The sequence below is a fragment of the Cupriavidus sp. 2SB genome (assembly GCF_005503625.1).
GTDB lineage: Bacteria > Pseudomonadota > Gammaproteobacteria > Burkholderiales > Burkholderiaceae > Cupriavidus.
Genome location: NZ_SCMX01000053.1, coordinates 1 through 13,056, shown reverse-complemented (window position 1 = coordinate 13,056; position 13,056 = coordinate 1). Strand labels below are relative to the sequence as shown.

The following is a 13,056-nucleotide window of genomic DNA, read 5'->3' as shown; positions in this document are numbered from 1 at the left end:
GCGTGACGATGCCTCGACGTTCAGGAGGCGCGCGGCCTGGCGCGCGATGCGGCGAGCTTCTTGTAGAAGGCGGCACGGCTGATGCCGACGCGTGCGGCGGCGTCGGCCACGCGGCCCTCGCAGGCATCCAGTGCCTGGGCGAGGAAGGCGGCTTCGAAGTCGGCGAGGGCTTCGGCGTAGGTGGTGGGGGTGGGGGTGTACGCGGGCGATGGCGGTGTTTGAACTGCCTTGCCCTCATCCCCTCTGCCGCTTGCGGGAGAGGGGAGCAAACCTTCAGCGCCAATCTCTCCCGTGGTGTTCTCCCCTCTCCCGCCTGCGGGAGAGGGGCCGGGGGAGAGGGCCAGCGCGTCAACACCCGCCACCGCCTTCCTCCCTCCCAGCAACGGCGCCAACGTCTCCGCATCCAGATCATCCTCATCGCACAGCAACACCACGCGCTCCAGCACGTTGCGCAGCTCGCGCACGTTGCCCGGCCAGTCGTAGTCACGCAGCAGTGCCAGCGCATCGTCGTTGAGCCCGATCGGATTGCGCTCGGCCCGCAGGCACAGCTCCTCGATGATCGCGTAGGCCAGCGGCAGCAGATCGGCACGGCGGTCGCGCAGCGGCGGCAGGTCGATCGTCAGCACGTTCAGGCGATAGAACAGGTCGGCACGGAACTGCCCGGCCTGCACCAGCGCGGGCAGGTCGGCGGATGTCGCGGCAATGATGCGCACATCGCTGCGCACGATGCGGTTCGATCCCAACGGTTCGAACTCGCGATCCTGCAACGCGCGCAGCAGCTTGCTCTGCAGCGACAGCGGCATGTCGCCGATCTCGTCGAGAAACAGCGTGCCGCCGTCGGCCAGTTCGAACTTGCCGACGCGGCCTTTGCGGTCCACGCCCGTGTAGGCACCGGGTGCGGCGCCGAAGAACTCCACTTCGAGCAAGGTATCGGGAATGGCGGCCACGTTGACCGTGACCAGCGGTTGCTCGGCGCGCGCCGAACCGGCATGGATGCCGTGCGCGAGCAGTTCCTTGCCCGTGCCCGTCTCCCCCAGCAGCAGCACCGGAGATTCCGCCAGCGCCGCGCGGCGCGCGTGGCGCTTGACCTCCTGCGCGGCCGGGCTTGTGCCCACGAAGCTTGCAAAGGTGTACTTGGCCCGGCGCGCATGGTCCAGCGAGCGGCGCGCTGCCGCCAGTTCCGATTGCACGCGCGAGTAATGGGCAAAGATCGGCGTCAGGGCCTTGAGTTCGTCGAACAGTGCGAAGCCCACGCCGCCGATGGTGCGACCGGAGTCGTCCTTGATGGGCAGGCGCGTGACGATCATCGGCTCGCGGTCGGTCTCCAGCAGGTCCAGCAGGATCGGTTTGCCTGTGCTCACCACCTCGCGCATCAGGCTGTTCGGAATGACCTGTTCGCAGTCGAGTCCGATGGCCGCCTGGGGATCGGTGAAGCCAAACCGTGCCGCGTAACGTTTGTTGATCCACACCACGCGTGCGTGCTCGTCCACGACGAACGTGCCCTCGCTGAAATTCTCGAAAGTGCGGAACAACGTCTCCATGGCGCGTCGCGCCACATCGTCGTAGTCGAACAGCAGGGCGCCACCTGGCTCGGCGATCTTTTGCATGGGGGGATTTGTCTCGTTTTCTTATCAGTCTCTGATTGGAGACCGAGTGTCTCACATTGGAGATTTCCACGCGTTGGGACGCGCTTGTTCTGTCTCAAGGAAGAGACATGAGCAGCAAGGTTACACTTTCCAAGGCTTTATGCGCCTTTTTCATAACTTTTTGGCGCGGGCACGGAGCCTGCTAAGGAAGCGTCCCCCGGTCCTCTTTCCGGGGGACGCTTCATATTTGGCGGCACCCCGGGCAGCAGACGGCAATCCCAGGCGGCCCGACCGCATTCAAGAACAAGCAATGGAGACCCCATGTCATTTGTAGTAGTGATCGCCGCGCTGGCGTTCCTGATGTTTGCCGCCTATCGCGGCTACAGCGTGATCCTGTTTGCCCCGCTGGCCGCGCTCGGCGCCGTCCTGCTGACCGATCCGTCGGCCGTCGCGCCGATGTTCGCCGGTGTCTTCATGGAGAAGATGGTCGGCTTCGTGAAGCTGTACTTCCCCGTGTTCATGCTCGGTGCCGTGTTCGGCAAGGTCGTCGAACTCTCCGGTTTCTCCGAAGCGATCGTCGCTGCTGCCATCCGCTACATCGGCCGCTCGCGCGCCAATGCCGTGATCGTGGCCGTCTGCGCGCTACTGACCTATGGCGGCGTCTCGCTGTTCGTGGTGGTGTTCGCGGTCTACCCGTTCGCCGCCGAACTCTATCGCCAGAGCAACATTCCCAAGCGGCTGATGCCGGGCGCCATCGCGCTGGGCGCTTTCTCGTTCACGATGGATTCGCTGCCGGGTACGCCGCAGATCCAGAACATCATCCCGACCACGTTCTTCAACACCACCTCGTGGGCCGCACCGGTGCTTGGCGTGATCGGCTCGCTGTTCATCATCGCCGTGGGCCTGACGTATCTGGAGTGGCGCCGTCGTGCCGCCGCCGCACGTGGCGAAGGCTATGGCACCAACCTGCTCAACGAACCGCAACGCGTGGAAGGCGGCAAGCTGCCGTCGCCGCTGCTGGCCATCCTGCCGCTGATCGTCGTTGGCGTATCGAATTTCTGGCTCACGCGCATGATTCCGCTGTGGTACGGCCAGAGCCATACCGTGTCGATGCCGGGCCTGGCCAAGCCGGTGGAAACCAAGATTGCCGGCGTGACCGCCATCTGGGCCGTCGAAGGCGCGCTGATCCTGGGCATTCTCGTGGTACTGGTGACCGCATTCAGCACGGTAAAGGCCCGCTTTGCAGAAGGCACGAAGGCCGCAGTGGGCGGCGCGCTGCTTGCTTCGATGAACACGGCATCGGAATACGGCTTTGGCGGCGTGATCGCCGCGCTGCCCGGCTTCCTCGTGGTCAGCGATGCGCTGCGCAGCATTCCCAACCCGCTCGTCAACGCCGCCGTGTCGGTCAGCACGCTGGCGGGTATCACGGGCTCGGCATCGGGCGGCATGAGCATCGCGCTGGCCGCGATGTCCAACGCTTTCATCCAGGGGGCGCAGGCAGCAAACATTCCGCTGGAAGTGCTGCACCGCGTAGTGTCGATGGCCAGCGGCGGCATGGATACGCTGCCGCACAACGGCGCGGTCATCACGCTGCTGGCCGTGACCGGCCTCACGCACCGCGAGGCGTATCGCGACATCTTCGCCATCACCATCATCAAGACACTGGCCGTGTTCTTCGTGATCGCCGTGTTCTACACGACCGGCCTCGTCTAAGGAATTCGCAATGTTCACCCTGCAAGGCAAGACCGCACTGGTCACCGGCTCCACAAGCGGCATCGGCCTCGGTATCGCCCAGGCACTGGCGCAGGCCGGCGCCAATATCGTGCTGAACGGCTTCGGCGATATCGACGCCGCGCTGGCCTCGATCACTGCCACCGGTGCCCAGGCCATTCATCATCCCGCCGACATGCGGCGCCCGGACGAAATCGCGGCCATGTTCACGCTGGCACAGGAGCGTTTCGGCGGCGTGGATATCGTCGTCAACAACGCCGGCATCCAGCACGTGGCACCCGTCGAGGATTTCCCGGTTGAAAAGTGGGATGACATCCTCGCGATCAATCTTTCGTCCGCATTCCACACTACGCGCCTGGCACTGCCCGGCATGCGTGCCAGCAACTGGGGCCGCATCGTCAATATCGCATCGGTACACGGACTAGTGGGCTCGGCAGGCAAGTCCGCCTACGTGGCAGCCAAGCACGGCCTGGTGGGACTGACCAAGGTGACGGCACTGGAAGCCGCCGGCACCGGCGTGACCTGCAACGCCATCTGCCCCGGCTTCGTGCTGACGCCGCTGGTGGCTGCACAGATCGACGCCATCGCCCAGCGCGAAGGCATCACCACCGAAGCGGCACAAGCCCGCCTGCTCGCCGACAAGCAACCCTCCGGGCAATTCGTCACCCCGGAACAGCTCGGCAACCTCGTGCTGATGCTGTGCTCGCCGATGGGCGATCAAGTGCGCGGTGCGGCCTGGGCGATGGATGGAGGCTGGACGGCGCAGTAAGCACTACGGCTTTTAATGCAGCACTGAGAGCCCCGGCGGAAGTCGGGGCTTTTTTTGTTTGTGATGGTCTTCAAACGCTGCGGGTTTTCTCCCCTCCCCAAGCGCCTTGCACGTATCACCTGGCAATCATCGGCTAGTCCGATCATACGTAAGCATCCACCCGTCGATACCGACGTGTAATGGCTTCCCATTGCCCTGCCTTCCAGAATGAACCTGGGCCGCAGCAAGCCGCTGTCATCGGGACAGCGCGTTGCGGCACGGCATTGCCAGGAGGCCACGCACATGGACGTTCAGACCATCCGGGAGCGCGCGTATGCCACGCCGCTAGTCAGCCCGGCCTACCCGATGGGACCCTACCGGTTCCTGCAGCGGGAGTACTTCATCGTCTCGTACCGCACCGATCCGGCGTTGCTGCGCCAGGTGGTGCCCGAACCGCTGCAGGTTGCCGAACCCGTGGTGCACTACGAGTTCATCCGGATGCCGGACTCCACCGGCTTCGGCAGCTACACCGAATCGGGACAGGTGATCCCCGTGACGTTCCAGGGCCACGCCGGCAACTACACCCACTCGATGTTCCTGGACGACCATCCGCCGCTTGCGGGCGGGCGCGAGCTGTGGGGTTTTCCGAAGAAGCTGGCCAACCCCCGCCTGTCGGTCGAGACCGATACGTTGCTCGGCACGCTGGACTACGGCCCGGTACGCGTGGCCACCGGCACGATGGGCTACAAGCACCAGTGCATCGATGCTGACAAGGTGCGCCAGTCACTGGTGACGACGCCGAATTACCTGCTCAAGATCCTGCCCCATGTCGATGGCTCGGCGCGTGTGTGCGAGCTCGTCTGCTACTTCCTTACGGACGTGGAGGTCAAGGGCGCATGGACCGGCCCCGCCGCGCTCTCGCTGTTTCCGCACGCGCTGGCGCCGGTTGCCCAGTTGCCGGTGCTCGAAATCGTCGGCGCGAAGCACTACGTGGCCGACCTGACGCTCGGCCTCGGCGAGGTGGTCTACGACTACCTCCAGCCTTGACGCCGCACACCCTGCATTCCCGTTTCCCTTCAGTGCCCCGGTGTCCATGACGGGCGCCGGCAATTCATTCATCCGGAGAACAACATGAAGCTTCAAGGCAAATCGGCCATCGTCACGGGCGCGGCCAGCGGCATCGGCAAGGCCATCGCGGAACTGCTGGCATCCGAGGGTGCGGCGGTCGCCATCGCCGACCTCAACGAGGAAGCAGCGCGCAAGGTGGCCGAGGGCATCGAGGCCAACGGCGGCCGTGCCATCGGCGTGGCGATGGACGTCACCAATGAGGAAGCCGTCGACCGTGCCACCGACCTGGTGGCCGAACAATTCGGCGGTGTCGATATCCTCGTGTCCAATGCCGGCATCCAAATCGTCAACCCGGTGCACGAATACAACTTCGACGACTGGAAGCGCATGCTGTCCATCCATGTGGATGGCGCCTTCCTGACCACGCGCGCCGCGCTGCGCCACATGTACCGCGACAATCGTGGCGGCACGGTGATCTACATGGGTTCGGTCCACTCGCACGAAGCATCCCCGCTCAAGTGCGCCTACGTGACCGCCAAGCACGGCCTGCTGGGTCTGGCGCGCGTGGTGGCCAAGGAAGGCGGCGCGCACAACGTGCGCTCGCACGTGATCTGCCCCGGCTTCGTGCGCACGCCGCTGGTAGACAAGCAGATTCCCGAGCAGGCGCGCGAGCTTGGCATCAGCGAGGAAGAAGTGGTGCGCCGCGTGATGCTGGGCGGCACCGTCGATGGCGTCTTCACCACTGTCGATGACGTGGCGCAGACCGCCCTCTTCCTGTCCGCTTTCCCATCCAACGCGCTGACCGGCCAGTCCTTCGTGGTCAGCCACGGCTGGTACATGCAGTAAGCCGACTGCGCCCCGCTGTCATGAATCATGAAGCGAGAGCGGGGCAAATGACCCATGGCTCAAGGAATCGAACATGTACCACGAAAAGCAGGACCTGCAGGGGTCTTCCGGCACAGCCACCGCGCGCCTGGAGATCGACCGGAGATATGCCGTCAAGGCGCTCGTGCTGCAAGGTGGCGGCGCGCTGGGCGCCTATCAGGCAGGCGTCTATGAGGGCCTGGCCGAAGCGGGCATCGAACCGAACTGGGTGGCGGGCATCTCGATTGGTGCGCTGAACGCAGCCATCATCGCGGGCAATGCACCGGGGCAGCGCGTGGCCCGGCTACGCGAATTCTGGGCGCATATCTGCCGGCAGCCGTGGCTGCCCAGCCTGTTTCCCTACGAGATGATGGCCGACAGCGCGCAGCACTGGCCCGATCCGCTGCGCATCTGGTTCGACGGCATCGAGGCGGCCCGGGCGCTCGTGGAAGGCCAGCGCGGCTTCTTCTCGCCGCGCGTCTGGCCCACCGGTTTCGCGCAACCTTCGGCGATCAACAGTGCGAGTTACTACGACACCACGCCGTTGAAAGCCACACTGGAGCGCTTTGCCGATTTCGACCGCATCAATCGTCACGAAGAGATGCGCGTCTCGGTGGGTGCGGTCAATGTGCGCAACGGCAACTTTGTCTACTTCGACAATACGCAGATGCGCCTGCGCGCCGAACACTTCATGGCTTCCGGCGCGCTGCCGCCCGGCTTTCCGGCCGTGGAAATCGATGGCGAGCACTACTGGGATGGCGGACTCGTTTCCAACACCCCGCTCTCCGTGATCCTGAAATCGCAGCCGCGCCGCAACGCGCTGATCTTCCAGGTGGACCTGTGGAGCGCGCAAGGCGCCCTGCCGCATACGCTCGCGGATGTGGCCACGCGGCAGAAGGACATTCAGTATTCCAGCCGCACACGCTTCATCACCGACTACATGAGCGAGCAGCAGAATTTCCGTCGCCTGCTTGCCGATGTGCTGGCACTGGTACCGCCGGAACGCCGCGAAACCGACGCCTACCGTCAGGCCGCGGAAAGCGCGTGCGATGCGCGCCACAACGTGATTCAGTTGATCTATCGCGACAAGTCGTTCGAAGGCAGCGCGAAGGATTTTCAGTTCGGACCACTGACGATGGCCGAGCACTGGAAGAGCGGGCGCGAGGATATCCGCGGGACCCTGCTGCATCCGGAATGGCTGGCCATGCCGACGCACGACAATCCGTTCGTCTCGCACGACATCCACCGCCAATAGCCTCCGCCTGATTCAGTAGCCCGGCGCCCACTGCGGCGCCGTTCCCGATTCCGCTCCCATGTGGCGGCGCTGCGCCGTTGTTGCAGGCTCGCGCATCATGGGCAGTTCAAGCTCCAGCTCCAGCGCCATCTTCACCAGATCCGCGAATGTGCGGGCCGCCATCTTGCGCATGGCACGGCTGCGGTGGATCTTGATGGTCACCTCGCTGATGCCGATGGTGGCCGCGATCTGCTTGTTCATGAGTCCGGACGCGGCCAGCGTCATGACTTCGCGCTCCCGGTCACTGAGCGTGGCCAGCCGCGAGCGCAGATCGTCGCTGCATTGCAGGACGTGCCGCTTCTTGCGGTCGGCGGAAATGCCTTCCGCCACGGCGTCGAGCAAGTCCTGGTCCCGGAACGGCTTGGGCAGGAAATCCACCGCGCCAGCCTTCATCGCCCGCACCGACATCTCGATATCGCCATGGCCCGTGATGAACACCACGGGCAGGCACATGCCGCGCCGCTCCATTTCGCGCTGCACCTCCAGTCCATTGGTGCCGCGCAGCCGCACGTCCATGACCACACATCCTGGCGCCGTGTCGATGGTGGTCGTCAGGAACGCCTCGGCCGAGAGAAACGCGCGCGTGCGCAGGCCCACGGACCGCAGCAGGTCCTGCAAGGCGTCATTCATGCCCACATCGTCATCGACGATGTAGACCACAGGTTCACAGGCCGCGCGGCCACCAGCAGGATTCGAGGGCGATGCTTTCACGATGCAACTCCGGATTTCGGAAGGGCTTGAGACTTATGTGCGCATCGGTCAGATGAAACCGGGAAGATATGTTGCATCCGCCATGCGCCTTATATAGGGCAAGTCTATGCAGCGCTGCAGGGCGTCACAAGCCACGCTGGGGGGAAGCGGCGTTTCCGATTGCGCACCAATCGACGGAGCACGAAAACAAGGAAGGATGGACGAAAAAAAACCGGCGCCCCCGGAGGTGGAAGGCGCCGGCCAACGGGATGAAGACGGTGCTTCAGGCGTAGCTGATCTCGGGGTCTCCAGCGGCCAGCGCCTGCTCGCGATCGGCGGCGGGTGGGTAGATCCACTGCGTGTTGATCATGATCTTGCGTTCCTTGCCCTCGGCGCGTACGAGCTTGACCTGTCGATCCCAGCCTTCGGTGTAGACCGCGCCCCAGCTACCAAGATCGAGACAGGTGGCGTAGAACGCCTGGCGATACGCCTTCGTCGGCAGGCCCAGCAGATCCGCTGCGACGTTGTAGCCGGCAAAGCGCCCCATGAACAGCGCGTGCTGGCACGACATCAGCGAGTAGTGGCCGTCGTCATCGGTCAGCGCACGCACCACGTCACCGGCGCCGAAGACATCCTTTGCACCGGTCACGCGGAGATCCTCGGTCACTTCCAGGCGACCCTGTCGATCGACGGTCGGCACCACCTGCGTGGTGAGCGCGCTGGCCACCATGCCGCCCGTCCAGATCACGGTGGCGGCATCGATGCGCTCGCCCGTGGCAGTCACCACGCCATTGGCATCGAACGACACCACGCCGCCGCCAATACGGGTCTCGATATTCAGTTGCTCGAGCGCCTCCACAATCTGCGGACGCGGACCCGGGCCGAGATCGGGACCGATGGCATCGGCGCGTTCGACGATGACGATGCGCGGACGCATGGTGTCGCCAAAGATCTTGCGCAGCCGCTCCGGCAATTCCGTTGCCACTTCCAGACCGGTAAAGCCACCGCCCACGACGACGAACGTGTTACGCGCCGCGGTGTCGGTCTTTGATGCAAGACCCTCCAGGTGCTCGCGCAGCTTCACGGCCTCGTCGAGCTGATCCACGGCGAACGCGTGTTCGGCCAGCCCCGGCAGCGGCGGACGGAACAGGCGGCTGCCGCTGGTCAGCACCATGCGGTCATAGGGGAACGCTAGCGTCTGGCCGGCGGCCGTCTGGATATCGACGATGCGATCCGCCGGATGGATACGCTCCACCGTGCCCTCGATGAACTTCACGTTAATGGCATTCAGGATCGGCAGGAACGGTACGGCCATCTGCTCGGGATGCGTCTCGTGCAGACGCGGCCGCACATGGAGTTCGGCACGCGGCGACACCAGCGTGATTTCCACGTCGTCAGCCTTGTCGCCTTGCTGGTCGACAACGCGCGCGGCACCGAGTGCCGTCCACAGTCCGGCAAAGCCGCCGCCAATGATCAGGATCTTTCGTGTCATGGTTGTCCTCTCGTATTCAGTACTCGGGTAATCGGGTGGAAATGCAAGGCAAACGTCTCCCCCTTTCCAGGACGCCATCGCGCCGGTCAATGAGAAGACAGGAGGGGGAAAGCGACGGGCACGGCCAGACGCAGCCGTGCCTGTGGGACAGCGGGCTACTTTTCCAGTGTCAGGATCGGAGCGCCCTGCTTCTTGAGGAGGAAGACGACGAACTTCGCCTTCTTGGTCTTGCTGGCATTGCGGCCCACCGTGTGGACATCATCGGGGCCTTCGTAGAAGGTGTCGCCGGGTTTCAGCGTCACCTCCTTGCCGCCCTTCACACCCATCACGATGCTGCCTTCGAGCACGTAGATGAAACCGTGCGCGTCGTGGCGATGCACGGGATCGGCACCGCCTGGCCCGTATTCCACGACGATCATCTGCACTTCCTTGCCGGGGTAGTCAGCCAGCGGCTTCACGAGCAGGTCCTTCACCTGCACATCGTCCGTCGCGGCGTGTGCGGCCGGGGCCGCCATCAGCACCGACAGCGCCACCGCCGCCGTCATGGATAGAAGCGCTTTCATGGCATTACTCCAGGTTGGCCTTGTCGAGGCCGAACGCCTTGTCCGACGATCCCGGCACAATGCGGAATGCTACGTTCAGGCGGTTCCATGCGTTGATCGAACCGACCAGGAACGTCAGGTCCGACAATTCCTTCTCGCTGAATTGCGTCAGCACGCGCTCGTAGATGTCGTCAGGCACACCCTGGGCGCCCAGATGCGTCACGGCCTCGGCCCACGCCAACGCGGCACGCTCGCGCGGCGCGAACAGCGTGGACTCGCGCCAGATAGCCACGTGGTAGAGGCGCAGCTCGCGCTCACCGTGAATCTTGGCCATCTTGGTGTGCATGTCCACGCAGAATGCGCAACCGTTGAGCTGGGACGCGCGGATCTCCACCAGTTCGCGGATATGCGGCTCGATCGTGGTCTTCTGGAACAGTGCGCCGAGCTCCATGAGCTTACGGGACAGTTCCGGCGATTGTTCGAAGAAGTTAATACGTTGCGTCATGATTCCTCCTGGTGGACTGATGGGAGCGATGACATCCTGCATCGCACGAGATGCATCGTAGGTGTTGGCGGCGCGACGCGGTAGTGCCGCCGAGGAGCCCACTCTGTTGCCGGCCGCGCACCAATCACAACGGCTGCGCACCTGTGCCGCGAGCCGCTCAGACCAGCACCGTGATCACGCTGTGCATGCCCTCGCGCGCCAACTTTGCATAGGGGCACATGCGCTCGGTGTTGCGTACCAGTTCCTCGGCCACCGCCTTCTCCACGCCCGGCAGCCGAACGCAAATCTCGGCCGTCAGCGCATAGCCGCCATCGACCGGGTCGCGCCCGAACGCAACCTGCACGACCACCGTGATGCCTTGCACCTCGATACGTTCGCGTCGCGCAATCAGGCTGAGTGCCCCGTGAAAGCAGGCGGCAAAGCCCGCCGCAAAGAGTTGCTCGGGATTGGTGCCACCGCCCGGGCCACCCAGCGCCGCGGGCAGGCGCAGGTCGAGAACAAGGTTGCCATCGTCGGACCGGGCCACGCCCGATGCACGGCCATGCGCCGCTTCGCCGCCGGATACCGTCACCGTCGTCGAGTAAAGCGGCGTAAAACCTTCACCGTGGTATCGGTCGAGCAACGTCAGCGGTGGGGGTTGAAGGTGTGCTTCCTTTTCCATGAAGTCTCCTCCGGCGCCGGGTTTATTTTTTCTGGGACGTCCGCATCCATTCCTCGAAACCGATGCGGCCCAGGCGTGCCTGGCCTTCCGGTACGAGCGTGCCTTCCTGCAGGTCGGCGCCGAAGTAGCGCGCTGCAGGATCGGGGGCAACGGTGCGCTTGTCGCCGATGGCCGTGAGATAGCGCTGCACAAGGTCGCTCATCTTGAATCGCTCGGGACCGGCGATCTCGACGATGCCGTTGACGGGTGCAGCCAGCGCGGCGTCGGCCACGGCTTCCGCCACATCGTCGGAAGAAATCGGCTGGATCAGCGCAGTGGTGATCGGAACGGCGTCTCCCTCACCCGCCGACTGCGCGATGGCGCCGAGGAATTCGAGGAATTGCGTCGCACGCACGATCGTGAACGGTATTCCCGCGCGGCGGATCAGTGCTTCCTGCGCATTCTTGGCGCGGAAGTAGCCGCTTTGTTCGAGCTTGTGGGTGCCCACCACCGAAAGCGCCACATGGTGCGCCACGCCAGCGGCCTTCTCCGCCTCGGCAAGGTTGCGGCCCGACGTCTCGAAGAAGTCCAGTACGGCCTTGTCTTCAAAGGACGGCGAGTTGGCCACATCGACCACGACCTTTGCCCCGGCCAGCGCCTGTGCCAGCCCTTCGCCGGTCAGCGCGTTGACACCATTCTTCGGCGAGGCAGCCACCACCTCATGGCCCTGCGCCACCAGCCGCGCCACCACTTTCGTACCAATCAGTCCCGTACCGCCAATCACAACGATCTTCATGATGCTCCTCCGTCTGCGAAAAATGGAATGACTCCATGCTCATGCTAGGCATTGGTCCTGGCACGCACCAGACCGACGCATGGCGCACGGTGTTTCCCATTTCGCACCAATCGGGGATCGAGGATCGTGGTGTGGAAGATGTCGTAAGACGCGCGCCTAGCGATTCACCTTGAGCCGGTATTCGCTCGGCGAGAGTCCGAAGTGCCGCTGGAAGGCCACGCGCATGCGCTCCTCGCTGCCGAAGCCGCAATCGCGCGCGATCAGGTCGATGGGACGGGTCGGGTCCTGCAGTAGCCGGCGTGCGGCTTCCATGCGGAAATGCTCCACGCCCTTGGCCGGTGTGCGCCCCGTCTTCTCCTTGTAGACGCGCGCAAAATTGCGCGGACTCATGCCCACGTGCTCGGCCAGATGCTCCACGCCGAGCGCTTCGCACGACAGGTTCTGCACGATCCACAAATGCAGCGATTCGAAGACCGGCACCTGCCGGCTTTGCGAGATCAGGATCTCGCTCAACTGCGGCTGGCCGCCCGGCCGCTTCATGTACACGGCCAGTTCCTTGGCAGAGTTGAGCGCCACCTCGTGGCCGTAGTCGGCCTCCACCATCGCCAGCGCCAGGTCGATGCCGGTGGTCACGCCAGCCGAGGTCCACAGGTTCTGCTGTTGCACGAAGATCGCGTCGGGATCGAGGTCGACCGTGGGAAACAGTTCGCGAAAGCGGTCGAGCATGGCCCAGTGCGTGGTGGCGCGCTTGCCGTCGAGCAGCCCGGCATAGGCCAGCAGGAACGCCCCGCTGCACACCGACGCCACGCGCCGCACCGTGCCCGATGCCGAATGCAGCCAGGCGATCAGCGGCGCGGAGTTGCGCGCCACCTGGAGGATGTCCGGCGAGCCCGGCACGATCACCGTATCGATCACGCGCGGATCGTAGGTGCCGATCGCCTCGGTCTGCATCACCGTGCCTTCCACCGATGCCATCACCCCGCCGTCAAAGCTCGCGGTCAGGCAACGGTAGCCCGCCATGCCGCGCGCACGGGCGTAGTTGCTGGCAGCCCAGAACACGGTCTGAGGGCCGGCAAGGTCGAGAAGGCTCACATCGGGGT

Annotated in this window: 13 protein-coding genes; 5 read left to right on the top strand and 8 right to left on the bottom strand. The window is 64.5% G+C overall.

Features of this window, described 5'->3' with window-relative positions:
- Positions 1–20 precede the first annotated feature (20 nt).
- Positions 21–1,607, bottom strand: coding sequence for a sigma-54 interaction domain-containing protein (locus FFS21_RS21950; RefSeq protein WP_137926839.1), 1,587 nt, complete (start codon positions 1,605–1,607; stop codon positions 21–23).
- 300 nt (positions 1,608–1,907) lie between these two features.
- Between FFS21_RS21950 and FFS21_RS21945 the strand changes: the two genes are divergently transcribed.
- The 5 genes from FFS21_RS21945 (at position 1,908) to FFS21_RS21925 (ending at position 7,252) form a co-directional block, all read left to right on the top strand.
- Positions 1,908–3,299, top strand: coding sequence for a GntP family permease (locus tag FFS21_RS21945; protein ID WP_137926838.1), 1,392 nt, complete (start codon positions 1,908–1,910; stop codon positions 3,297–3,299).
- Between the two features lie 10 nt (positions 3,300–3,309).
- Positions 3,310–4,086: a 3-hydroxybutyrate dehydrogenase gene (locus FFS21_RS21940; RefSeq protein ID WP_137926837.1), complete on the top strand. Its 777-nt coding sequence runs from the start codon at positions 3,310–3,312 to the stop codon at positions 4,084–4,086.
- A 282-nt stretch (positions 4,087–4,368) separates the two neighbouring features.
- Positions 4,369–5,112: an acetoacetate decarboxylase gene (locus FFS21_RS21935; protein WP_137926836.1), complete on the top strand. Its 744-nt coding sequence runs from the start codon at positions 4,369–4,371 to the stop codon at positions 5,110–5,112.
- 84 nt (positions 5,113–5,196) lie between these two features.
- Positions 5,197–5,979: a 3-hydroxybutyrate dehydrogenase gene (locus FFS21_RS21930; protein WP_137926835.1), complete on the top strand. Its 783-nt coding sequence runs from the start codon at positions 5,197–5,199 to the stop codon at positions 5,977–5,979.
- A 73-nt stretch (positions 5,980–6,052) separates the two neighbouring features.
- Positions 6,053–7,252 carry a DUF3734 domain-containing protein gene (locus FFS21_RS21925; protein ID WP_137926834.1) on the top strand — a complete coding sequence of 400 codons (1,200 nt, stop codon included), beginning with the start codon at positions 6,053–6,055 and terminating at the stop codon, positions 7,250–7,252.
- Between the two features lie 12 nt (positions 7,253–7,264).
- On the opposite strand, the gene FFS21_RS21920 is transcribed toward FFS21_RS21925, so the two are convergent.
- The 7 genes from FFS21_RS21920 to FFS21_RS21890 form a co-directional block, all read right to left on the bottom strand.
- A complete protein-coding gene (locus FFS21_RS21920; RefSeq protein ID WP_346809968.1) occupies positions 7,265–8,002 on the bottom strand; it encodes a response regulator transcription factor in 738 nt (245 codons plus the stop codon).
- A 262-nt stretch (positions 8,003–8,264) separates the two neighbouring features.
- Complete coding sequence (locus FFS21_RS21915; RefSeq protein WP_137926833.1) at positions 8,265–9,473, bottom strand: NAD(P)/FAD-dependent oxidoreductase; 1,209 nt, start codon at positions 9,471–9,473, stop codon at positions 8,265–8,267.
- 155 nt (positions 9,474–9,628) lie between these two features.
- Positions 9,629–10,036 (bottom strand): cupin domain-containing protein, encoded by a 408-nt coding sequence (locus FFS21_RS21910; protein WP_137926832.1) that lies wholly within the window; start codon positions 10,034–10,036, stop codon positions 9,629–9,631.
- Between the two features lie 4 nt (positions 10,037–10,040).
- Complete coding sequence (locus tag FFS21_RS21905; RefSeq protein ID WP_137926831.1) at positions 10,041–10,520, bottom strand: carboxymuconolactone decarboxylase family protein; 480 nt, start codon at positions 10,518–10,520, stop codon at positions 10,041–10,043.
- Positions 10,521–10,677: 157 nt separating this feature from the next.
- Positions 10,678–11,181 (bottom strand): Ohr family peroxiredoxin, encoded by a 504-nt coding sequence (locus FFS21_RS21900; protein ID WP_137926830.1) that lies wholly within the window; start codon positions 11,179–11,181, stop codon positions 10,678–10,680.
- A 22-nt stretch (positions 11,182–11,203) separates the two neighbouring features.
- Positions 11,204–11,956 (bottom strand): SDR family oxidoreductase, encoded by a 753-nt coding sequence (locus FFS21_RS21895; protein ID WP_137926829.1) that lies wholly within the window; start codon positions 11,954–11,956, stop codon positions 11,204–11,206.
- A 156-nt stretch (positions 11,957–12,112) separates the two neighbouring features.
- Positions 12,113–13,056, bottom strand: a 944-nt coding sequence (locus FFS21_RS21890) for a GlxA family transcriptional regulator (protein ID WP_249359550.1), incomplete at its 5' end; no start/stop codon positions are given.